The 20,874-nt window shown below is 57.3% G+C and carries 21 protein-coding genes, 1 tRNA gene and 1 pseudogene; 12 read left to right on the top strand and 11 right to left on the bottom strand.

Annotated features, from left to right (window positions below; all coding sequences use genetic code 11):
• Positions 1-20: 20 nt before the first annotated feature.
• From CFII64_RS14405 to CFII64_RS14395, 3 genes are read right to left on the bottom strand one after another with little or no spacing between them, the layout of a single operon-like run.
• Positions 21-749: an SDR family oxidoreductase gene (locus CFII64_RS14405; RefSeq protein WP_020291525.1), complete on the bottom strand. Its 729-nt coding sequence runs from the start codon at positions 747-749 to the stop codon at positions 21-23.
• Positions 746-1,489, bottom strand: coding sequence for a hypothetical protein (locus tag CFII64_RS14400; protein WP_020291524.1), 744 nt, complete (start codon positions 1,487-1,489; stop codon positions 746-748). Before CFII64_RS14400 ends, CFII64_RS14405 begins: the two co-directional genes overlap by 4 nt.
• Positions 1,486-2,709 carry a transaldolase family protein gene (locus CFII64_RS14395; protein WP_044901394.1) on the bottom strand — a complete coding sequence of 408 codons (1,224 nt, stop codon included), beginning with the start codon at positions 2,707-2,709 and terminating at the stop codon, positions 1,486-1,488. The genes CFII64_RS14400 and CFII64_RS14395 overlap by 4 nt, the downstream gene beginning before the upstream one ends.
• A gap of 478 nt (positions 2,710-3,187) precedes the next feature.
• Between CFII64_RS14395 and CFII64_RS14390 the strand changes: the two genes are divergently transcribed.
• The 3 genes from CFII64_RS14390 (at position 3,188) to CFII64_RS14380 (ending at position 6,759) form a co-directional block, all read left to right on the top strand.
• A complete protein-coding gene (locus tag CFII64_RS14390) occupies positions 3,188-3,724 on the top strand; it encodes a cytochrome b (RefSeq protein ID WP_020291522.1) in 537 nt (178 codons plus the stop codon).
• 125 nt (positions 3,725-3,849) lie between these two features.
• Positions 3,850-6,045, top strand: coding sequence for a hypothetical protein (locus CFII64_RS14385; RefSeq protein WP_020291521.1), 2,196 nt, complete (start codon positions 3,850-3,852; stop codon positions 6,043-6,045).
• 6 nt (positions 6,046-6,051) lie between these two features.
• A complete protein-coding gene (locus CFII64_RS14380) occupies positions 6,052-6,759 on the top strand; it encodes a DUF3142 domain-containing protein (RefSeq protein WP_020291520.1) in 708 nt (235 codons plus the stop codon).
• Here the strand turns inward: CFII64_RS14380 and CFII64_RS14375 are convergent.
• Together CFII64_RS14375 and CFII64_RS14370 are read right to left on the bottom strand one after the other, a co-directional pair.
• Positions 6,725-7,303 carry a cysteine hydrolase family protein gene (locus CFII64_RS14375; protein WP_020291519.1) on the bottom strand — a complete coding sequence of 193 codons (579 nt, stop codon included), beginning with the start codon at positions 7,301-7,303 and terminating at the stop codon, positions 6,725-6,727. The genes CFII64_RS14380 and CFII64_RS14375 overlap by 35 nt on opposite strands.
• A 27-nt stretch (positions 7,304-7,330) precedes the next feature.
• Positions 7,331-8,254 carry a LysR family transcriptional regulator gene (locus CFII64_RS14370; protein WP_020291518.1) on the bottom strand — a complete coding sequence of 308 codons (924 nt, stop codon included), beginning with the start codon at positions 8,252-8,254 and terminating at the stop codon, positions 7,331-7,333.
• A gap of 119 nt (positions 8,255-8,373) precedes the next feature.
• Here CFII64_RS14370 and CFII64_RS14365 point away from each other — a divergent pair, with 119 nt between their 5' ends.
• From CFII64_RS14365 to CFII64_RS14355, 3 genes are all read left to right on the top strand, one after another.
• Positions 8,374-9,123: a 3-oxoacyl-ACP reductase family protein gene (locus tag CFII64_RS14365; RefSeq protein ID WP_020291517.1), complete on the top strand. Its 750-nt coding sequence runs from the start codon at positions 8,374-8,376 to the stop codon at positions 9,121-9,123.
• A gap of 164 nt (positions 9,124-9,287) precedes the next feature.
• A tRNA-Ser gene (locus CFII64_RS14360) sits at positions 9,288-9,377 on the top strand.
• A 363-nt stretch (positions 9,378-9,740) separates the two neighbouring features.
• Positions 9,741-9,950 carry a DNA-binding protein gene (locus CFII64_RS14355; RefSeq protein ID WP_020291516.1) on the top strand — a complete coding sequence of 70 codons (210 nt, stop codon included), beginning with the start codon at positions 9,741-9,743 and terminating at the stop codon, positions 9,948-9,950.
• A 63-nt stretch (positions 9,951-10,013) separates the two neighbouring features.
• Here the strand turns inward: CFII64_RS14355 and CFII64_RS14350 are convergent.
• Positions 10,014-10,304: pseudogene (locus CFII64_RS14350) on the bottom strand (site-specific integrase); the annotation flags it as partial.
• 206 nt (positions 10,305-10,510) lie between these two features.
• Entirely contained in the window at positions 10,511-11,083 is a 573-nt protein-coding gene (locus tag CFII64_RS14345) for a hypothetical protein (RefSeq protein WP_156883191.1), read from the bottom strand.
• A 91-nt stretch (positions 11,084-11,174) separates the two neighbouring features.
• Here CFII64_RS14345 and CFII64_RS14340 point away from each other — a divergent pair, with 91 nt between their 5' ends.
• Complete coding sequence (locus CFII64_RS14340) at positions 11,175-11,774, top strand: YajG family lipoprotein (protein ID WP_020291513.1); 600 nt, start codon at positions 11,175-11,177, stop codon at positions 11,772-11,774.
• Positions 11,775-11,997: 223 nt separating this feature from the next.
• Here the strand turns inward: CFII64_RS14340 and CFII64_RS14335 are convergent, their stop codons facing one another.
• Positions 11,998-12,318, bottom strand: a complete 321-nt coding sequence (locus CFII64_RS14335) for a hypothetical protein (protein ID WP_156883190.1) — start codon at positions 12,316-12,318, stop codon at positions 11,998-12,000.
• Positions 12,319-12,563: 245 nt separating this feature from the next.
• Between CFII64_RS14335 and CFII64_RS14330 the strand changes: the two genes are divergently transcribed.
• The 5 genes from CFII64_RS14330 to CFII64_RS14310 all read left to right on the top strand — a co-directional run bounded on the left by CFII64_RS14330 (position 12,564) and on the right by CFII64_RS14310 (position 16,383).
• Entirely contained in the window at positions 12,564-13,241 is a 678-nt protein-coding gene (locus tag CFII64_RS14330) for a lipopolysaccharide kinase InaA family protein (RefSeq protein WP_020291511.1), read from the top strand.
• A gap of 264 nt (positions 13,242-13,505) precedes the next feature.
• Positions 13,506-13,799 (top strand): DUF6388 family protein, encoded by a 294-nt coding sequence (locus CFII64_RS14325; protein WP_020291510.1) that lies wholly within the window; start codon positions 13,506-13,508, stop codon positions 13,797-13,799.
• 5 nt (positions 13,800-13,804) lie between these two features.
• Positions 13,805-14,467, top strand: a complete 663-nt coding sequence (locus tag CFII64_RS14320; protein WP_020291509.1) for a bifunctional 2-polyprenyl-6-hydroxyphenol methylase/3-demethylubiquinol 3-O-methyltransferase UbiG — start codon at positions 13,805-13,807, stop codon at positions 14,465-14,467.
• A 121-nt stretch (positions 14,468-14,588) separates the two neighbouring features.
• The gene (locus tag CFII64_RS14315) at positions 14,589-15,278 is read left to right on the top strand and encodes a crotonase/enoyl-CoA hydratase family protein (protein WP_020291508.1); all 690 of its coding nucleotides are present in this window, start codon (positions 14,589-14,591) and stop codon (positions 15,276-15,278) included.
• A 133-nt stretch (positions 15,279-15,411) separates the two neighbouring features.
• Positions 15,412-16,383, top strand: coding sequence for a magnesium and cobalt transport protein CorA (locus CFII64_RS14310; protein WP_020291507.1), 972 nt, complete (start codon positions 15,412-15,414; stop codon positions 16,381-16,383).
• A gap of 67 nt (positions 16,384-16,450) precedes the next feature.
• Here the strand turns inward: CFII64_RS14310 and CFII64_RS14305 are convergent, their stop codons facing one another.
• The 3 genes from CFII64_RS14305 to CFII64_RS14295 form a co-directional block, all read right to left on the bottom strand.
• Positions 16,451-17,170 (bottom strand): amidotransferase, encoded by a 720-nt coding sequence (locus CFII64_RS14305; protein ID WP_020291506.1) that lies wholly within the window; start codon positions 17,168-17,170, stop codon positions 16,451-16,453.
• A 152-nt stretch (positions 17,171-17,322) separates the two neighbouring features.
• Positions 17,323-19,467, bottom strand: coding sequence for a 3-hydroxyacyl-CoA dehydrogenase NAD-binding domain-containing protein (locus CFII64_RS14300; RefSeq protein ID WP_020291505.1), 2,145 nt, complete (start codon positions 19,465-19,467; stop codon positions 17,323-17,325).
• Between the two features lie 45 nt (positions 19,468-19,512).
• Entirely contained in the window at positions 19,513-20,718 is a 1,206-nt protein-coding gene (locus CFII64_RS14295; RefSeq protein WP_020291504.1) for an acetyl-CoA C-acetyltransferase, read from the bottom strand.
• Positions 20,719-20,874 lie beyond the last annotated feature (156 nt).

Genomic DNA, 20,874 nt, shown 5'->3' with positions numbered 1-20,874 from the left:
GGCTCAAGGCATCCTGGCCGCTAACGCGGATAAGCGCCGTTATCTACAGCGATAACTTGACCGGTCAGATGCCGGCTTTTTTCTCCCAGCAGGAAGACGATCACATCCGCAACGCCGGATGGCTGGATCGGTTCCCTGAGGATCTCCTGACGTTCGTACTCCCGGCGTCGATGCTCAGGAATACGGTCGAAAATCGAGGTATCGCGCACCAGCGCGGGCGACACCGCGTTGACGCGAATCGAGGGTGCGAAATTCCAGGCGTTGGCTTTGGTCAGGCCGATGACGCCCGCCTTGCTTGCCCCATACACTGCGTCGAAACTGCCCACCTCCCCGGCCACTGAAGTGACATTGACAATGCAGCGAGGGCCACCGATGGACATTTCTCGCCGGGCGAAATCCCGAGACAGGTAGATCAGCGACTTCAGATTCAGCGTATACATCTCATCAACCTGGGCATCGCTGTAATCAAAGACACTTAGCCCCTGATAAAGACCGGCGTTATTGACCAGCCCATAGAGCGACTCGTGGCGGGAATAAAGTTGCGGAACAAACGCCTTTATTGTCGAAAAATCCGCGAAGTCGGCACAGACGACTTCGAGCCGATCACGGCCGGCTTCGGCAAGCAAAGATGCCAACCCTGCCATGTCCTTGTCAGCGGCAATCACATAAAAATCTTCCGCCAGGCAGGCCATTGCCGCAGCCCTGCCAATACCATTGGCCGCGCCAGTGATAACCACTTTCTTTTTCATATTGCCCCTGACGTGCTCGCGAACTGATTCATGCGCTCGAAATAAGGTCGGTGAAAACGGTAGTAGCCACTCAGTCGTAAGTTTTCAGTAAGTTGACTGCCATCGAAATCCGAAGAAACCCCGGAATTAATCTGCGTACTGTTCTCTGCGGCCTTATGCCAATTACGCCAGGGCAGCCATTGCCGTGGGCACTCCTTGTTCCAATCGAGTGCGCCTGGCAAAAACGGCAGCTGCAAATAATCACACAACGTTTGAATGGTTATTAACGGATTCCGTGCAAGTTCATCGGCATTGATCACATAGGGAATACGCCCCGTCAGCCGAGTTACTTCGCAGAAAATTTCGTACTGCGCCTTGTATCCAATGGATTGGAGCGGCATCTGCGGATAAATCGCAAAATGGGAAAGAATAGAACTCGCGGGCTCGCGGATGATAAAGATATTCTCCTGCTCCAGGAGGAACTGCGCATCCGCTTTCAATTCAGGCAGGCAGTGGTAACACATATCCTTATGAAACACGGCGCGCTGTTGCCGCGCCTCACGCAACAGCGCCTTGACCCCCTCATAAGACGTCGGCAAACCGCAGTCCAGATTCTCCGACGGGATCGGCGAATCCTGACCAAAGGCCACATGGGAAAAGGGTTCGTGGAAGACCTCGAAATCCTGACGCTCGATGAACACCCGCTCCAACACGGTTGATCGCGAGCGAGGGTGAGCCCATAACGCTATCATCCGGTTCATGTCCGCCCACCGGCACAAGCTCGCAGGGCGTTGACCGGCCTCTGCGGCAGATCCATTCCCAGCGACTCGATGAAGCCGTCCAGTTCCGCCCGTGCACCACAGGCATACTGCAGAGCAGTGACAAACGCCGGGTGTTGCGCAAACCTTTCAGGTTCGAGGCCACCCAATTGATAGGCCTGCTTGAAGTAGTCGATGCGCAGCAGCTTGTCCAGAACCTGAACCGGGATCGCCAGACGCGCGGCAGGCAGTACCGGGCGGCCTGCGCGCTCGCGGCGCAACAAAAACTCAATGATTGGCGCCGGCAAGGTATAGAGCGTGGTGCGTTCCCCGGTGCGTTCCAGGTGCCAGCAATGCTCACCGTCCTGCCCCTCGCCATCAATCTTGATGCTGGCGATCAGCAGGCGAACCGGACTTGGCGTGGCAGTCAGCAATGTCTGGATCGCATCGTAAACCGCCAGTTCAGCCCATCGTTTATCTTCAGTGGACAAGCCGATCCCAAGCGCCCGGGCCTGACGATCAAACGCTTCGTCGGCACCGAAACGGCCAATCATGAAGGAGATGACATACCGCGCCTGGGCAATATCCACGCCGAGACGACGCGCTTTCGCCCGCCCGCGCTCCACAGCCGCAAGCCCTGCGGCAAATTGCGATACGGTAAAGCAGAACGTGTTATTGATCGAGCACCCCTGGGCGACAAGTTGTTCTATCGCCAGATACCCGGCTTGACTACCGGGAATCTTGATCATGATGTTGGGTGCCAGCCTGGACAGTTCCAGGCCGTGTTTGACAATTGCCGAAGTGTCTTCGCCAAGAAACGGATCAACTTGAGCGGACAACCAGCCGAAACGCTTACTGGAAGCGTGCCACATGGCCACTAGTTGCCGGGCTGCATCCCGAACAAGCTGGCTGTAGATAGTACGGCGATGTTGCGCAGCATCCGGCCAATTAGTCCGACTATAAATAGTGCGTCGAACCGAGTACTGGTGAGTGTGTAAGAAAGCCGTGTTGATTAACCGGGGATTAGTCGTAACGCCCGTTATCCCGGAAAAATTTGCCGCTAACGGCTCCGGCATTAGAGAATCGATAACAGTTCTCAATTCATGATAGCGTTCCAACATTGTCGACTTGAAAACTCCATAGCAGGAAGGTGAACCATCCCACCAAACTTCAGACTCCGGATTAGCATCTTTCAGCATGCGAACATATCTCAAACCAGCCATTAGCGGCTCCAATGAGCAGTCAACTTAGAGTTCTCGGTGCCGGTGCGCAGAGCACCGAGAAAATGCATTATTAGTATCGGACGCGAAGCTGCCTTAGTATTGCCCTAAAGATGGATCCCATATTTAAACCTGTCAAACGGCCAGCGGCGGTTTACTGAGCACGATTTGAAATAAGAACCTCAGGTTTAATTGCGAGCACGGGGTAATTGGCGCTGTCGCCGCCACAAGCATCCCAATCCGGTATGCCAGGCTCGCTATGTTCAACCCAGGGATATAAGCGTCCGCGCAAGCCAGGTGCGTCTGCCGGTAAAGACTCGCTACGTTGCCCCCGTCCCGGGAAGTCTCCTATGCTAGAGCGGTTAAGACCCGCGACGTGAGCTAGCCGCATGCTTGCGTTAGCCAATCGCCATTGTGCGAGGCTCAATGAATAACAACGGCCGCAGAGCTGAAGCCCCGCCAGGAACCCGAGAAAAACACCGTGAATACAGCCTCCGACCGCTACACCTACAAAGCCCGCTGGTTTCACTGGGCTATGGCCCTCCTGATCGTACTGGCCTATGCGCTGATCTTGAGTCGCACGCAGTTCGAACGCGGCTCGCCGTTGCGAATCTTCGTGGTGCAAAGCCACTTCTGGGTCGGCATTGTGGTGCTGATCATGGCGTTCTTTCGTATCGCCGAGCGTCACCGACATACACCGCCAGGCATCACGCCGCCCCTCGAAGGCATTCTGCGCACTGCCGCCACACTTTCTCACTACCTGTTGTATGCGTTCCTGTTCGTCCAGCCGGTGCTTGGGCTGCTCACCGTATTGATCGAAAAGGGATCCCTGCCGATTCCCCTGACTCAGTTGCTGATTCCGTCACCCTTCCCGGTATCCGAGGAATTGGCCGAATCCCTGGAAGACATCCACAAGCTGCTCGGAACCATCTTCTATTACGTGATTGGCCTGCATGTGGTCGCTGCGATCTGGCATCACGTTGTGCGCAAAGACAACACGGTCAAACGCATGGTCTGACGTGAAGCCCGATTAATCGTCGCTCCAACAGAAACAAATATTTTGTTACGCCTCCCGCGTCCTGTCGGAGGCGGCGAGGTATGATCCCGGCGCTCGCCTATGGGTCTCTGGATTAAGGATTTTCCATGCATAACCGCTTGCTGACGTCCCTGGCACTTGTCGTGGGTTCCACCGTTTGTGTCCAGGCTCAGGCCAGCAGCGACGATTCCTGCTACCCGAACTGGTCAATTCTCAATAACGATCTGGATGTCTGCAGTAACCTGCCCTTTCTCAGCCCCGGCAACGACAGCTCGGTCAACCTGCGACTGTTGCTGGCCAATGCCGGGCGCCTGGAGCTGACGCCAGCGGCGCTTAACAAAGAGGATCTGGCTGAAGGCTATGGCGAGGTGCCATTCGCCTTTTACCGTCTGGCGCCAGTCGCAGGCGGCACCGAGGAAGAGCTGCCGGAGGGCGCTGCGGAGAATGCAGACAATGGCGTGGTCGGCTTGCAGGCGATGCTCGACACGCTGGGCGTCAAGCGCGAAACCACGGACGTGGCCGGCGATTCGCTGGTCGATGGTGAAGGCAGCCGTTGCCGCAGCAACAACGAAGCCAGCGCCGGCGACTTCATTCGCCAGGTGGTCAACACCCCTGAACTCAACCCGGCCGAACGCGCATCCCTGGCCAGCAGCCGCGTTCAAATGCTTTCCGCCTGTGCCTGGGAACCGGATCAACTGAACAACCTGCTGCCGGGTGACATCAAGTCGCCCATGGGCAAGGCTTTTCTCGGCTACCTCACTGCAGCGGGTGATTTTTACAGCGGGCGCTTCATTGACGCGACCAAGGCTTTCACCCTGCTCGCTGATAACCCGCAGCAATGGCTCAAAGACACGGCGCTGTACATGATCGGCCGTAGCGAGTTGAGCCTGGCTCAGGACAAGGCGTTCGAGTACGGCGAGTTGAAGGTCGAACGTGTCGATCAGGCCGCTGCACTGCGTGCCGAGAGCGCCTTCCTCAACTACGTCGATGCCAATCCGTTCGGCCGCTACTCGACGAGCGCAACAGGCTTGTTGCGCCGGGTTCACTGGCTGATGAACGACAACGCCAGGCTCGCGGCCGACTACAACACGCTGTTTTTCTCAGACAGCGAGGATTTCAAACTCGACGCCGCCGGCTATGAGCCGCTGATTCGCGAGTCCGACCTGAAAATGATCACAGTGAATACCAAGGCTCTCAAGACGCCCTTGTTCGCGGCGGTCAACGATTTGATGTGGATGCGCGGCCAGTCGAAAAACAAACTGACCAAAGCCGCCCTGCTTGCACAAAAAGACACCTTCGCCCAGCAGCCCGAACTGTTTACCTATTTGCAGGCCGCCTTCGCGTTGTATGTGGAGAACGACGCGGTTAGTGCGCTGCAATTGCTGCCCAGCTCCATACCGGACGAACTGAATTACCTCGCGTTCAGCCAGCAGATGCTGCGCGGCCTGGCTTTGCAAGCCGATCAGGAATGGAAAGAAGCACAAACCCTGTGGCTGCAATTGATCCCGCTGGCGAAGCTGCCACTGCAACGCGAGCAGCTCGAACTGGCACTGGCGATGAGCTACGAACGAGACCAGCAGCTGGCCAAAGTCTTTGCTGCGGACTCGCCGATCACGTCGGAAAAGGTCCGTTATATCCTGCTCAGCCACACCGCCGACGCCGATCTGCTGCGCCAGCAAATTACCCAGGGCCGGAACGACACCGAACGTAATACCGCGCTGTTCGTGTTGCTCTACAAAGAACTGCTGCGCAGCCAGTTTGCGGCGTTTGCCGAGGACATCAAGCAGCTGCCGCAAGCGCCTTCGCCAGACAAACTGAGTTACAGCCTCAGCTACACCTACAATCAGGGTCAGCCGCTGACCCTGTTCCGCTGGACAGGCGACAAGGCCGAGTCCGGTTACCTGTGCCCAAGCATCGTCGAAACGGCGGCCGCCCTGCAAAGCGATGGCAAAAACCCGCAAGCTCTGAACTGCCTGGGTGAGTTCATCCTGCGCAACAATCTGGACAGCATGCCGCTGGATCAGGCACGGCATGCCGACCTGCTCGGCGGCACAGCGCCAGGCTTTGCTGGCGAAGTTTTCTCCCGCCAGACCGGCTATCAAACCGTTATCGCCAATCCGAAAGCGGGCCATGAAGACAAGGCTTATGCGCTGTTTCGCGCCATCAACTGCTATGCGCCTTCCGGCAATAACGGTTGCGGTGGCAAGGAGGTGACTCCGGCCGCCCGCAAAGCCTGGTTCAAGCAACTCAAAAGCGGTTTCGCCGACACGCGCTGGGGTAAATCCCTGCAGTATTACTGGTAAGTCGCAATGCGATTCTGGCTGGCAATATTCTGCTTGCTGCAGATTACTGCGGCCAATGCTGCGGTGAACGCCGACGACTATGAAGCGTTCTGGTTGTGGGGCGGCGTGTCTTCCCAGCCGGTGCTGAACAAAGCCAGGACGTTGTATGTGCTGCAAGGGCAGATCAGCAGCGCCCGAAGCGAGCAGCATCGGCGAGTCAACTTCGTCGCCCAGGGCATGCCGGTTGCGAAGCTGCCTCAGGCTGAGGTCTGGGTGGTGTATCGCGCCCACACCCTGCGCTGGCCCGAGCCGGTCTATCGACAGTTGTTGGGACAGGTAGACCGCTGGCGGCGGGCCGGCAACAACGTGATCGGTATCCAGATCGACTTCGACGCGCGCACCCGCTATCTCAACGAATACGTCGATTTCCTGCGCGACCTGCGCCAACGCCTGCCGCAGAACTATCGCCTGAGCATCACCGGCCTGCTGGACTGGAGCAGCAACGCCGACGTCGAGGTCATCGGCCAGCTCAAAGGGGTCATCGATGAAGTGGTGGTGCAAACCTATCAGGGCCGTCAAAGCATCGCCGATTACGCCGCTTATCTGCCGCGCATGAATCGTCTCGGGCTGCCGTTCAGGATCGGCCTGATCCAGGGCGGCGAATGGCAGGCAGCGGAATATTTGCAGGACAGCCCTTGGTTCAGAGGTTATGTGGTGTTTCTGCAGAACCCGTGAGGATTTCGTCTGTGGCCAGCACCGTGGCGTATTCGCCATGCAGATTACCCAAGGACATGGCGTGGACCTCTTCGGCGCTGTGAGGCGTGCCGAAAAAATCCGCCTGATCGAAGGTAAAGCAGGCGTCATGGACCACGACTACGTCGAAACCGAGGTTGCCGCCGCTGCGAGCAGTGGACTCCACCGAGTTATTGGTGGCGACCCCAACGATCACCAGTTGATTGATTGAGCCGGTTCGCAGCCACTCTTCCAGCGACGTCCCGCAAAAGGCGTCGGGCACCTGTTTCTGGATTTCCGCTTCACCGTTGAGCGGCAGAAACTCCGGCTGATATTCCACGCCCGACTGTTCGGGCCAGAACACTGAAGTGGGCGTGCGGGAAAAATGCCGCACATGAATCACCGGCCGCTGACTGCTGCGCCAGCCTTGCAACAACCGGAGCATGTTGGCATCGGCCTCGGGGTTGTTGCGACGGCCGAGTTTCGGGTGCTGAATGCCTTGTTGCATGTCGATGATGAGCAATGCGGCATTGGCGAGAATATCCATAAAAGCCCTGGCTCCGTTTGAAAAGGGTTAGATCGCGCTGAACAACTGAGCCAGATTCTGCCGGGCAAACTGTTCGATGACAAAATCGACAAAGGCCCGGGTCTTGCCTGGTAACAACTTGTGCTCGCTGTAATACAACGAAATGTTGCCGTCATCCACATACCAGTCCGGCAACACGCGCTGCAATGCGCCGCTGCGCAGGTAAGGCACAGCGAACGGCATGCTGACGAGCGCGATCCCCAGGCCTTGCTCAGCCGCCGCACAGGCGGCTTCCGAGTCACTCATGGTCATGCGGGCCTTGAGGCTTAGCGGGCTGTGTTCCTGATTGCGATGGGTCAGCGGCCAACTGCGGATCCGGCCGGTCTGCGGCGAGCGAATCAAAATCCCCGGATGGTCGTGCAGGTCTTCGGGATGCCGGATATCCCGGTGCTCGGCGAGATAATCCGGCGACGCCACCAGCACGCGATGTGCCGGGGCCAGCTTGCGCGCGACAACCCCTTGGGGCAGATCGAAACCGCCACCAATCGCTGCATCGAAGCCCTGCCCGATCAGATCCACCTGACGATTATCAAAATGCCAGTCTGGCGTTATGGCCGGATAGCGCTGCAGAAATTCGCCCAACAACGGCAGGATATACAGGCGACCGAACACCGTGCCCATGCTGACCTTGAGCGTGCCGGTCGGTTGCCCTTCGGCGCTGGCCAGGTTGGCGACGGCATTCTGGATGGTGTTGAGGCTGGCGCTGACCTCGCCGAGAAATCGCCGGCCGGCTTCCGTCAATGTCAGGCTGCGCGTACTACGCTGGAACAACCGCACGCCCAGGCGCGCTTCGAGCTTGGCGACGCTCTTGCCTACGGCTGCGGGCGTCAGGCTCAGACGCCGCGCAGCCTCGGCAAAGCTGCCGACTTCGGCGCTGCGCACAAAGCATTCGATACTGCTGAAATTTTCCATGACCGGCGATTCTAAACTTTTGGTTTACACAGACTATCGCAATTACCCGCTACTCACGATGCAATCGACACCGGATACTGGCCCCATCAAATCAACTCCCCAACGATCTGGAGAACCTCATGACTCAGCAAACCATCCTCAGCGGTAAAGTTGCACTCGTTCAAGGCGGCTCACGCGGTATCGGCGCGGCCATCGTCAAACGCCTGGCCGAACAAGGCGCAGCCGTTGCCTTCACCTTTGTCAGCTCCGAAGCCAAGGCCCGCGAACTGCAAGACAGCATCACCGCCAACGGCGGCAAGGCCTTGGCCATACACGCGGACAGCGCCGACGCCGAAGCCATCCGTGCGGCTGTGGACAACACCGTAAAAACCTTCGGCCGCCTGGACATCCTGGTCAACAACGCCGGCGTGCTGGCGATCGGCCCTCTGGAAGAGTTCAGCCTGGAAGACTTCGACCGGACCCTGAGCATCAACGTGCGCAGCGTGTTCATCGCGACTCAGGAAGCCGCGCGGCACATGGGCGACGGTGGCCGGATCATCAACATCGGCAGCACCAACGCCGACCGCATGCCCTTCGCTGGCGGCGGCGTGTACGCCATGAGCAAATCGGCACTGGTCGGCCTGACCAAAGGCCTGGCTCGCGACCTCGGTCCACGGGGCATCACCATCAACAACGTGCAGCCCGGCCCGGTTGATACTGACATGAACCCCGCCAGCGGCGACTTCGCCGAATCGCTGATCCCGCTGATGGCCGTTGGACGCTACGGACACGTAGAAGAAATCGCCAGCTTCGTCGCTTACCTGGCAGGCCCGGAAGCCGGCTACATCACCGGCGCCAGCCTGACCATCGACGGCGGCTTCGGCGCCTGATCCGAGCGGTCTGCTACTTCAGGAGTCGGCCGCACACCACCCGCACCCGCGGCCAACTCCCGGTATTTGCTTAAGCACATGAAAATTCTGAAAAAACCTTTGCGTTCGGCTAAGCCTTCGACTACATTAGCGCGCCTCGACAGACCAACGGTGTGACGAGATTCGGTGAGGTGTCCGAGAGGCTTAAGGAGCACGCCTGGAAAGTGTGTATACAAGAAATTGTATCGAGGGTTCGAATCCCTCCCTCACCGCCATATTTGAAATAACGCAAACCCTTGATATTCCTAGCGAATGTCAGGGGTTTTGTGGTTTCTGGGGTTTGAAAAAAGGCCCATGGGACGCTCCATGGGACAGATATGGGACAGTGAGCTGTTGTCTCGCCGGTTCTGGCGCTCCATTAGCGTGCGAACCGTGCTTGCTGATTCGCCAGTCGCGATGCTTCACGCTCGATTCCTAGCAACTCAGAAGGCGCCATCACTCGACTGAGTGGAGATGCCGATGTGATCATTTCGATTGAACGCGTGTTACTTGCCGCTAGTCAGAAAACGATATAGAGGTCAGGAATATTCGGACTAAGCCTCTAATCTTAATAAATCAGATAATGGTTAGAGCGCGACATGCACAAAGTAAGGACGCCTCAAGAGGCTAGGGAATGGTTGGTGGCACAGGGAATTAGCGTGGCAGACTTTGCTCGGGATCACGATCTCGATCCTGCCACGACGTATCAGATTCTGTCGGGAAATAAAAAGGGACTTAGAGGGATGGCCCATAAGGCGGCAGTCGCACTAGGTGTCAAAGCCGCCTTTGATGCATCAACCGAGCCCTAGCGAAACCTTCAGGCACGAACTAGCGGTGCATGTCGAGCTGAGATTCAGTCAACCACCTGATAGTCAGGCTAGCCTTAGAGCGTGCTCCAGGATACTGATGACATCAGGACCGCCCTCATTGATCCAGGTCCCGTAATGTTTACGAATCATGTTTCCGTTAGTGTGCCCCATCTGTTCTGCGATCCAGTCAATCGAAGCGACTCCACTGCTAAGCAGTTGGCTCGCGTACGTATGCCGGCATTGGCCAGGGCCACGGTAACGCACACCCGCATGCGCCAAATGGGTTTTAAAGAACCGGTCACGGATGGTGAAATCGCTGACATGAGGTGCGCCGCTCGACGTATTAAGGAACACACTCACCGCCATATTAGAAACACGCTAAGGCCCCGACTTTTCTTGTGAAAGTCGGGGCTTTTTCGTTTCTGAAGGTTCCGTCGGGGCCGGTGTGAGTTCATGCCGCGCTCTGGCCCCACGCATAAAAAAAACCGCTCAAGGCGGCCCGGATATTCTGGCTGGGTAGTTCGACTACGTTTTGCCCTGAACCTGCCAGGGCATACGAGTTATTGGGTGATCATGATCCGGGTCGTTTTGTCGTTGTCGACTTTAATACGGTGGGCAATGACGCCACCCTGTTTTTCCAGACCGCCACCGTATCCTGTTGGGGCAAACCAGGTCACCTCGGCATCAATGAAATAGGGGCCAGGCGGTATATCGGTGAACTTGAATGTACCGGTGCCGTCAGCCTGAGTAGTCCGGATATACTTGTCGTGCTTCGGGTCGGGAGCGGCGATAGGTTTCATTTCAATCTGAGTTAAACGCCACCATTGTTCGCTGTAGCTGGTTACCGGGAACAAGTAAACCGTAGAGCCTGCGCCGTATTTAACCTCCCCTCCCAGTGTTTTCAGAAATGCCTGGCCCTCAATCACGCCCGTACCCACCTGAGGAAGACGCTGATATTCCGAATCATTGAGTGGCACTCGGGGCACTGGGGGCGAAGTCATGCAGCCACCCAGCATCGATACCACAACCACAGCAAATGCAAACTTCCCTAACTTCATGACACGACTCCAAAAATGAGCGGTAACTTTACCACTGTAAATAATGTGCCACCACACGACTTCCAACGTATCCAATCAAACATTCACCTTATTACGCGAGTTTTAATGGGCGATAGGCTGCTGGCAATGTAGAATCACCGTATCACTCACGAAATGGAATTTGCAGATGCGCTTGATTCGAACACTTTTAACCTTGGCTGCAATTGCCAGCCTGACCGGCTGCGCGCTGACGTCGGAAACAATCGATCTGCACTACACACAGCAACAGGGGGTTGCCCAAGTACCTGGCGCGGGAAGCTCGGTAGTCTCGGTTGTGGTAACCGACGCTAGGATCGACAAAACCAAAGTAAGCAGTAAGAAGAATGGCTACGGGATGGAAATGGCACCGATAACCTCCAACGAGGATGTGACAGTTACCGTGAGCCGTGCCATCGAGCAAGAGGTACGAGCCAGAGGCTTCAAGGCAGGTACGGGTGCCGCTGACATCAAGCTGGCCGCCGAGATAAATCGATTCTACAACGACCATAAGACCGGTTTTTTCTCAGGCGATGCGGTCGCCGATCTGAGCTTGTCTGTGCGTGTTTCGAATGCTGCGAACAAGCTCTTGTATTCCCGCACGATCATGTCTCAAGGCAAGGAAGAGAACACTCAGTTGGCAACCGGTAACAACGCGGGCCTTGCGCTTGATAAGGCTTTGGCTGCTGGCATGAAGGATCTGTTCAATGATCCGTCGTTTATTTCGGCACTGAAGAAAGGCGCCGAATAAGAAGATTGAAGCATCAAGACCCAATAAGGGCTTCTCTATCCGGTTACGGCCGCTGAGCGCAAAGCGGTCGCTGCCGGGCACCAGGCCCGGGCTAAAAGTTAGAAGCCCTCGCCTCTTCTTAGAAACGCGTGAAAGCGCTGATACTTCTTTCAAAAAAAGTCGGAACTTTTACGCTTGTTAAAGTTCAATCAGCGTCAAGCTCGATATACCAACCCGCCGTCGACTAAGCCAGACGAGATTCGGCCAGGCGTGGCTCTGTAAATTTGACGGTCGGCTTTCTGTTGATGTAGCGATGCCACTTCTCGAACGCATGTTCCTGACGTGACCGAGCGATTTGCCACTCACTGCTTCCGACATCACCGATAGTGAAAGACATCATCTCGGCGGTGGCGGTGTTCAAGTCATTCAGGAGATCACCGCTTCCTTCTGAAACGATTTTGAGACAGGACATGTTCAGGGTCTTCTTGAATTGATACATCTCAGACCACGATTTTGCGGTTTTAGCACCTTCTATTTTTTCCGGTCCTGACGACTGGTCAGTCACAAAATGTCCCATTGGATCGATAACACTGGCGCACAAAGCCTTGCTGATCCAGCATTAAAAATATCCCCAGCCACTTTGGCTCAAGCCACTGCAAGTGGTGTCGACACCAATGACGATTGGTTCAATGTCCAACGTCCAGTGCCAGTTAACTATCCGTATCTTCGTGACAAGAGTTGTTTTATCCTCCAATGAAACTGTCAATTCAATGAGACTGGCTGACAATAATAATCGGACAGGAAACAGTAATGGGGACGTCTGCTGTGCAGGAAAACTTCGCTTATTGGTGGGGAACGCAGGGACCATGGGTGGAAGAACCCAACATACGACGCAGCGGCACCAGCGGGGTTCAGCGAGTCGTTCATAACGGGACCGTCGTCTACGTAAAACGTCAGACCGGCCACCTTTATCGCAGCCCCCGCTATCCGTTCGGCAGGCCGACGGTCCTGCGCGAAGGACGTGCGCTGACCAAACTTGACCAGCTCGATGTGGCAGCGCCCAAGCCGATTTTTTATGGTGCCCGCAAAGTTGATGGCGTTTGGCAGGGCGTGCTGGTTACGCAGGACCTCAACGGGTTTCAGGACCTGGATTCCTGGTATGCGGATGGCGCTCGCGAACGGTATACGCCCGACGAACATCTGCGCTTGTTCGAGCGACTGGCGTTTCTGTTGTCGCGTCTGCACCTCGGTTACTGGCAACACAGCTGCATGCGATCCAAACATATTTTCGTCAAAGTCGTTACCTCCATCGACGGCCCGCAATTTGAGCTGGCGCTGCTCGATCTGGAAAAATCCCACCGCCGGATTACATCCCTGGGAGCTGCACGCCACGACCTGCGTCAATTGCGCCGTCATTCGTCCTGGACGGATACCGAGTGGGCGTATTTCCTCAAGGTGTATCACGCCGAGTTTGGCAGGGCTGTGTAGCGGGAGCAGGTTGACCCACTTCGAACGGCATTTAAACGCCGACTCTGTTGGAGGGAGGCGGCGTTGCGGTCCGAAGCTTTGTAGCCGCCAGCCACGCGGCGCAATCTCCTACAAACCTTTCCGTAATTTCGGATTTATCCGTAAAGCCAATTGCGTTGCACTGGAAGCCAGCCGGGGTATCGCGCACAATCGCGCCTTGCCGTCGACTCTGCAACTGCGCAGTTCGACCTTCTTCGACTCGATCCAAACCTGCAGGAGTACCGCATGAACCTACTTGAATGGAACGACGTCGCCCTGGCGAAATACCTTACGACCAACCCGGACCTCAAGACCGAGATCCAGGATCTGAGCGCCGAAGAACAGAAGCAGCAGACCCAATGGGCATTCGAAGATGAAGCCGAAGCCCTCGACATCGAACCCTGGGAACTGGCGTTGCAACTGGTTGCGGAATCCCCTGAGCATCTCCAGTCCATGCGCCTGGAAGCCCATCAGCAGGTAGCCGAGACGCTGGGCATGGATTGGGATGAATATCGCAAGCTCAATGACATCGAGGAATGAACCCCATGACCCAGTCGTCTCAAGCCGGTGCTGCTGTCTATTCGCCCCTGACCTTGAAGCTCTATGACGGCTGGGTATTGGGAGTTTCCAATCGATTTGCCTGGCAGTGTCCAACCAGGAAAGTGCTCCAGCCTTTTTTCAATCGGCACGTTGGCGCGCGCCATCTGGATGTTGGCGTTGGCACAGGTTATTACCTGGCCAACGCCAACCTGCCTGCCACTACCCAAGTGACCTTGCTCGACCTGAACCCCAGCAGCCTTGAAGCCGCACGTCAACGTCTCGGCCGTCCAGACACCCGAGTCGTGCAGCACGACGTATTCCAGCCGTTGAATGAAGAACAAGTCGCGGTCTGTGATTCGATATCGCTGTTCTACCTGCTGCATTGCCTGCCTGGCACCATGGCCGACAAGGCGGTGGTTTTTGGCAATCTCAAATCCCGGCTGGCTGACAACGGCGTCCTGTTCGGTGCAACGATTCTGGGCGACGAAGCCAACCATAATGGCTTTGGCAGCAAACTGATGGCGGTCTACAACAAGAAGGGTATTTTTGGTAATCGCCACGACACGCTTGCCGGACTGCGTAGCGCGCTGGCTCAGCACTTCGCGGATGTCAGCGTTGAATTGGTCGGCAAAGTGGCGTTGTTCAGCGCACGTTCGGCGCTTCGATAATCCGCAATCACAGCGCCGCGCAGTTTCTTCGAGCGATTGCGAACTGACCCGGTAGTCAGCGCTTTACCTCACCGTTGCGGGTGAGTAACTTCTGCTGACTTCAATAAAAAGGAATCGCGACATGAGTGATTTGATCTCGTACCACCTGGAAGACGGCGTCGCCACGCTGACCTTGAGCAACGGCAAGGTCAACGCCATTTCTCCTGACGTGGTCGCGGCATTCAACGCTGCGCTGGATCAAGCCGAGAAAGATCGCGCCGTGGTGATCATCACCGGCCAGCCGGGGATTCTGTCCGGCGGCTATGACCTTAAGGTCATGACGTCCAGCGCCGAAGCGGCCATCAACCTGGTCAAGCACGGCTCGACCCTGGCGCGGCGCATGCTTGCACACCCCTTCCCTATCGTCATTGCCTGCCCGGGGCACGCGGTCGCCAAAGGTGCGTTCCTGCTGCTGTCGGCCGATTACCGGATTGGCGTCGAAGGGCCATTCAGCATCGGCCTGAACGAAGTCCAGATCGGCATGACCATGCACCATGCCGGCATTGCGCTCGCGCGGGATCGTCTGCGTAAATCAGCCTTTCATCGCTCGGTTATCAACGGTGAGATGTTCGATCCCAAAGGCGCGCTGGAAGCCGGTTTTCTCGACAAGCTGGTCAGCGTCGAAGAGTTGCAGGACGCCGCCCGCACTGCCGCGCTGCAATTGAAAAAAATCAACATGAACGCGCACAAGAATACCAAGCTCAAAGTGCGCAAGGCGCTGCTGGATACCCTGGACGCGGCCATCGTTGCCGATCAGCAGCATTCGCTGTAAGCCAGACCCAGGACGTGAAGCCCGCCGCAGCGGGCTTTTCCCGGTCGGCGAACTCGTGCCGGGTTGCCTGATCTGATGCAGTAGAGCGCCCAATCGCGCCAATAACAGCACACTATAAAGAAGCGAAACCAACATGGGCCGAGTCGTCGCTGCCGCGGTTTACAGTGCAGGCAAAAAAGTCACCAATATCACCCTCGATGAAGGTGCTGCCTGGGCGGCCAAGCCGGGCCACTTCGTCTGGATCGGCCTGGAGCAGCCTGACGCCAGCGAACTGGCCAGCCTGAAAAAGCAGTTCAACCTGCATGAACTGGCCATCGAAGACGCCATGGAGGTACACAGCCGTCCCAAGCTGGAAACCTTTGGTGACGCGCTGTTTATCGTGACTTACGCGCCGGTGCGCGAGAACGGCAAGCTCGAATTCATCGAAACCCATATCTTCGCCGGCAAGGGCTACATCATCACCTCACGCAACGGCCATTCGAAGTCTTACGGGCTGGTGCGGCAACGCTGTGAGGCAAGGCCGCTGCTGCTCGAACATGGCGAGGACTTCGTGCTGTATGCACTGCTGGATTTCGTCACCGAGAACTACCAGCCGGTGACCGAAGCGATCCACTGCGAACTCGAAGATCTGGAACACAATGTGCTGAATGGCTCCCTGAACGAATCCGACATTCAGCGCATCCACAGCCTGCGCCGCGATCTGCTGCGTTTGCGGCGCTATGTATCGCCAATGGTGGAAGTGGGCGAAGAGTTGCAGCGGCTGGATTTCCCGTTCATCGACAAGAACATGCGGCCGTACTTTCGCGACGTGGAAATTCACGTCAAACGCCAGATGGAAGACCTGGGCAATCTGCGCGATATCGCCAGTCAGACCATTGAAATCGGCTTGCTGCTGGAGTCATCCCGGCAAAGCATCGTGCAGCGCAAGTTCGCCGCATGGGCTGCGATCCTGGCTTTCCCCACGGCGATTGCCGGGATCTACGGCATGAACTTCGAGAACATGCCTGAGCTGACCTGGCATTACGGTTATTTCACCGTGCTGGGCGTCATTGTCGGCGGCTGCACAGCGCTGTTCGCCAGCTTCAAGCGGTCGGGGTGGCTTTGAGGCAGCGTCAAGCTGCGAGCCTCAAGCTGCAAGCAGAGTTGATCCACTTGTAGCTTGCAGCTTGCAACTAGACCGCTGCTTTGTGTGCCACAAACCGCATCATCCACTCGGCCACCGTTGCGCCGTTGTGCTCGTAGTCCAGGCTGGCAATGCCCTGCTGATAGATGTGTTCACCCAAACATTGCTGACGGATGTCCAGCAAGGTACGGGAGTAATCGTGGATGAATTCCGGATGGCCCTGGAAGCACAGCACCTGATCGTTGATGTGATACGCGGCGAACGGACAGAACTCACTTGAGGCAATGACCGTGGCGTTGGCCGGCAGCGCGGTGACCTGATCCTGGTGACTGATCAACAAGGTCAGCTTGTCCATCGCCGGGCTCATCCATGGCGTTGCAGGCGCCAGGGTGTAGTTGTGAATACCCACGCCCCAACCTTGCGTCGCCCGTTCGCTCTTGCCGCCCAGCAGCAAGGCCAGCAATTGATGGCCGAAACAGATGCCCAACAACTTGTCGCCGCGATTGTAGAGCTCGAGCAGGTAAGTTCTGAGGGTTTCGATCCACGGGTCGGTACCGAACGAGTCAGCCTTGCTGCCCGTCACCAGATAGGCATCGAAACGCTGGTCTTCAGGCGGATAAGTGCCCTGCATCACGTTGTAGACGCTGAACTCGGCGGCAATCGGTTGCTGCGCAAAAAGCAGTTCGAACATCCGCCCGTAACCGTGAAATTGCTCGACCAGTTCTGGGCGAAGGACGTCGGTTTCCAGAATGCAGATGCGTAACGGCATAAGAAAAAGTACCTGAAGCGTTAAAGGCGATAATGCACCGACAAAGCCTGCCTTGAACCAGCCCTGCAAGGCAAGGGGCGATTCGTCCATCGGTGCTTTATTACCTGAACCTTTGCTGTACTGATTCGCAGTCGCGCCGCCGCTCGCAGCCTTTAGAACAACTCGCCCTTGAGTGCCTTGTCGAGCAACAGTGCAGGTGGTTCGAAGCGCTCACCGTAGCGTTCGGCCAGATAGCGCGCCCGGTCAATAAACGCCTGGATGCCGTACTGGTTGATGAACTGCAACGCGCCGCCGGTCCAGCCCGCAAAACCGATACCGAAGATCGAGCCGATGTCGGCGTCGGCCACCGACAGCAGAACGCCCTCCTCCAGGCAGCGTACGGTTTCGATGGCCTGAATGAACAACAGGCGATCACGCACGTCTTGCCCGCAGATCTGCACCTGCGCTTGCTCGAAGCGACTTTTCAGTTCCGGCCACAACCGCTTGGGCTCGCCCTCGGGATAATCGTAGAACCCGGCACCCGCCGCTTTGCCGACGCGTTTGTATTCGTTGACCAGCAGATCAACGACAGCAAAGGCCGGATGCTGCGGAACAGATTTGCCTTCAGCGGACAAATCCTTGATCGCTTGCTGGCGGATATGGCTCATCAGACTCAACGACACCTCATCAGAGATCGCCAGCGGCCCGACCGGCATTCCGGCCTTGCGCGCTTCGGTCTCGATCATCGCCGCCGAAATACCCTCGCCCAGCATGGCGATGCCTTCGTGGGTGAAGGTCGCGAACACCCGGGAAGTGAAAAAGCCCCGGCTGTCTGCCACGACAATGGGGATTTTCTTGATTTGCAGCACGAAATCAAAAGCCCGAGCCAGCGTCGCAGCACTGGTACGCTGCCCCTTGATGATTTCCACCAGTTGCATCTTTTCAACCGGGCTGAAGAAATGCAGCCCGATAAAACGCTCAGGCCGGGACACCGCCTGTGCCAGCCCGGTAATCGGCAGCGTCGAAGTGTTCGACGCAATCACTGCATTGTGCAGCGCGAACTGCTCCGCGGCGGCGCTGACCTTGGCCTTGAGTTCCCGGTCTTCGTACACCGCTTCAATGATCAGGTCACAGCCTTCCAGATCAGAATCGCGCCCGGTGGGATGAATACGCGCAAGGGTCGCGTCACGCTTCTGGGCATCCATGCGTCCAGCTGCAAACTGCTTGTCCAGCAGCTTGCCAGAGTGCTCCTTGCCCTTTTGCGCGGCGGCGAAATTCACGTCTTTAAGGACTACCGCAATACCCGCGCAGGCACAGACATAAGCAATGCCCGCGCCCATCATGCCGGCGCCCAGAATCCCGACTTTACGGGCGGTGAAAGGCGGTGGGCCTTGAGGGCGCGATCGACCGGCGTTGATTTCGTTAAGCTGAAACCAGAAGGTGCCAATCATGTTCTTGGCGATCTGGCCGGTGACCAGCTCGGTGAAGTATCGCGTCTCGATCACCAGCGCGGTGTCGAAATTCACCTGCGCGCCTTCCACCGCCGCGCAGAGAATTTTCTCCGGTGCCGGGTAGCAACCCTGGGTTTTGTTGCGCAGGATCGAGGGTGCGATAGCCAGCATTTGCGCAGCGTTCGGCTGCCCCGGCGTACCGCCGGGAAGCTGATAGCCCGGCGTATCCCAAGGCTGGCGGGCGCCGGGATTGGCCATGATCCATTGCCTGGCCAATGCCAGCATTTCATCGCTGTTGGCGGCAAGCTGATCGATCAGTCCGGCCTGCAGGGCTTGCTGCGCCCCAAGTTTCTTGCCTTCGAGCAGATACGGCAGCGCCTTTTCCAGCCCTAACATGCGCACCATGCGCACCACGCCGCCGCCACCCGGCAACAAGCCCAGGGTGACTTCCGGCAGGCCAATAGCAATACGGCCGGTATTCAATGCAATGCGATGATGGCAAGCCAGGCAGATTTCCCAGCCGCCACCCAACGCTGCGCCATTGATTGCCGCGACCACCGGTTTGCCCAGCGTTTCCAGGCTGCGCAATTGCGCCTTGAGCTCAGTGACCATCGCCTGGAACCACTGCGCGCGGTCCTTGCCGACCTGGATCAATTCATTCAAGTCACCGCCGGCAAAGAACGTCGGCTTTGCCGAGGTGATGATCACCCCGGCAATCGACCCGTGTTCGTCCTGCAGACGGGCAACGGTGACGGCCATGGCATCGCGATAGACCGCGTTCATGGTATTGGCACTTTGTCCCGGCATGTCGATGGTCAGAACAACAATCTGGTCCTGGCCTTTTTCATAGCGAATGGCATCGGTCATAACAGGTGATCTCAACGAACCCACAAGAAGGAAAGCATCAGCAGCTCAGTAACACTCGATGATGGTCGCAATGCCCATGCCGCCGCCGACACACAACGTGGCCAGGCCATAGCGCAACTGTCGCGCCTCAAGCTCGTCGAGCAAGGTGCCGAGTATCATGCAGCCGGTCGCCCCAAGAGGATGTCCCATGGCGATGGAACCGCCGTTGACATTGACCTTGTCGGGATCAACCGCCATGTCCTTGATGAACTTGAGCACCACCGAAGCGAAGGCCTCGTTGACTTCGAACAGGTCGATGTCATCAACCGTCAAACCTGCCTTGGCCAGTGCCTTGCGGGTTGCCGGGGCCGGCCCGGTGAGCATGATCGTCGGGTCGGTGCTGGTGACCGCCGTCGCCACGATCCGCCCTCGTGCCTGCAACCCCAGGGCCTTGCCCTTGGCAGCCGAGCCGATGAGCATGACCGCCGCGCCGTCGACGATGCCGGAACTGTTGCCCGGCGTGTGCACGTGGTTGATACGCTCTACGTGGCTGTAGACCCGCAGAGCGGTGGCGTCAAAGCCCATCCGGCCGATCATTTCAAAGCTCGGCTTGAGATTGCCCAGCCCCTCGAGCGTCGACTCGGCGCGAATGAATTCATCGTGGTCCAGCAACAAGGTGCCGTTCTGGTCCCGCACCGGCACCAGCGATCTGGCAAACGCCCCCGCCTGTCGCGCCCGAGCGGCTTTTTGCTGCGAATGCAGCGCATAGGCGTCCACATCCTGGCGGGTGAAACCTTCCAGCGTGGCGATCAGGTCTGCGCCAATGCCCTGGGGCGTGAAGTGACACTGCAGGTTGGTCTGCGGATCCAGCACCCAGGCACCGCCATCGCTGCCCATGGGCACCCGCGACATGGACTCCACACCACCGACCACTACGAGGTCTTCAAAGCCGGAGCGAATCTTCATCGCCCCGAGGTTCACCGCTTCAAGACCCGACGCGCAAAACCGATTGATCTGTACCCCCGCCACGCTCACATCCCAACCCGCTACCAGCGCAGCTGTCTTGGCAATGTCCGCGCCCTGCTCTCCCACCGGAGTGACACAGCCGAGGACGATGTCGTCGACCTGAGCGGTATCCAGATGGTTGCGCAACTGCAAGGCCCCCAACAACCCGGCGATCAGGTTCACGGGCTTGACACTGTAAAGCGCTCCATCGGATTTGCCCTTGCCGCGCGGGGTGCGTACCGCATCGAAAATCAGCGCTTCAGTCATGTGTCTTCCGGGCCTTAATTATTGTTGGAATAAATACTGTGCTGACACCTTAGCTTCACTCCAGCGGTATTCAATGAGCAAATCAATGAACTGTTTTGCGCAAATGTAGGAATTATCCGAGCCAGACGAACGGTAACGCATAAAACGAATCGTCTC

The sequence above is a fragment of the Pseudomonas sp. CFII64 genome, assembly GCF_000416235.1.
GTDB lineage: Bacteria > Pseudomonadota > Gammaproteobacteria > Pseudomonadales > Pseudomonadaceae > Aquipseudomonas.
The sequence above is the reverse complement of the archived record's forward strand: the minus strand, read 5'-3'. Positions and strand labels throughout refer to the sequence as shown.

What these genes read in the sequence shown, in the direction of transcription:
- CFII64_RS14340 (WP_020291513.1), top strand. Translation starts at nt 11,175, where the DNA reads ATGCGCTTGATTCGAACACTTTTAACCTTGGCTGCAATTGCCAGCCTG.
- CFII64_RS14405 (WP_020291525.1), bottom strand. Translation starts at nt 749, where the DNA reads ATGAAAAAGAAAGTGGTTATCACTGGCGCGGCCAATGGTATTGGCAGG.
- CFII64_RS14370 (WP_020291518.1), bottom strand. Translation starts at nt 8,254, where the DNA reads ATGGAAAATTTCAGCAGTATCGAATGCTTTGTGCGCAGCGCCGAAGTC.
- CFII64_RS14300 (WP_020291505.1), bottom strand. Translation starts at nt 19,467, where the DNA reads ATGACCGATGCCATTCGCTATGAAAAAGGCCAGGACCAGATTGTTGTT.
- CFII64_RS14395 (WP_044901394.1), bottom strand. Translation starts at nt 2,709, where the DNA reads ATGGCTGGTTTGAGATATGTTCGCATGCTGAAAGATGCTAATCCGGAG.
- CFII64_RS14355 (WP_020291516.1), top strand. Translation starts at nt 9,741, where the DNA reads ATGCACAAAGTAAGGACGCCTCAAGAGGCTAGGGAATGGTTGGTGGCA.
- CFII64_RS14310 (WP_020291507.1), top strand. Translation starts at nt 15,412, where the DNA reads ATGGGCCGAGTCGTCGCTGCCGCGGTTTACAGTGCAGGCAAAAAAGTC.
- CFII64_RS14385 (WP_020291521.1), top strand. Translation starts at nt 3,850, where the DNA reads ATGCATAACCGCTTGCTGACGTCCCTGGCACTTGTCGTGGGTTCCACC.
- CFII64_RS14400 (WP_020291524.1), bottom strand. Translation starts at nt 1,489, where the DNA reads ATGAACCGGATGATAGCGTTATGGGCTCACCCTCGCTCGCGATCAACC.
- CFII64_RS14330 (WP_020291511.1), top strand. Translation starts at nt 12,564, where the DNA reads ATGGGGACGTCTGCTGTGCAGGAAAACTTCGCTTATTGGTGGGGAACG.
- CFII64_RS14380 (WP_020291520.1), top strand. Translation starts at nt 6,052, where the DNA reads ATGCGATTCTGGCTGGCAATATTCTGCTTGCTGCAGATTACTGCGGCC.
- CFII64_RS14365 (WP_020291517.1), top strand. Translation starts at nt 8,374, where the DNA reads ATGACTCAGCAAACCATCCTCAGCGGTAAAGTTGCACTCGTTCAAGGC.
- CFII64_RS14320 (WP_020291509.1), top strand. Translation starts at nt 13,805, where the DNA reads ATGACCCAGTCGTCTCAAGCCGGTGCTGCTGTCTATTCGCCCCTGACC.
- CFII64_RS14305 (WP_020291506.1), bottom strand. Translation starts at nt 17,170, where the DNA reads ATGCCGTTACGCATCTGCATTCTGGAAACCGACGTCCTTCGCCCAGAA.
- CFII64_RS14295 (WP_020291504.1), bottom strand. Translation starts at nt 20,718, where the DNA reads ATGACTGAAGCGCTGATTTTCGATGCGGTACGCACCCCGCGCGGCAAG.
- CFII64_RS14325 (WP_020291510.1), top strand. Translation starts at nt 13,506, where the DNA reads ATGAACCTACTTGAATGGAACGACGTCGCCCTGGCGAAATACCTTACG.
- CFII64_RS14315 (WP_020291508.1), top strand. Translation starts at nt 14,589, where the DNA reads ATGAGTGATTTGATCTCGTACCACCTGGAAGACGGCGTCGCCACGCTG.
- CFII64_RS14375 (WP_020291519.1), bottom strand. Translation starts at nt 7,303, where the DNA reads ATGGATATTCTCGCCAATGCCGCATTGCTCATCATCGACATGCAACAA.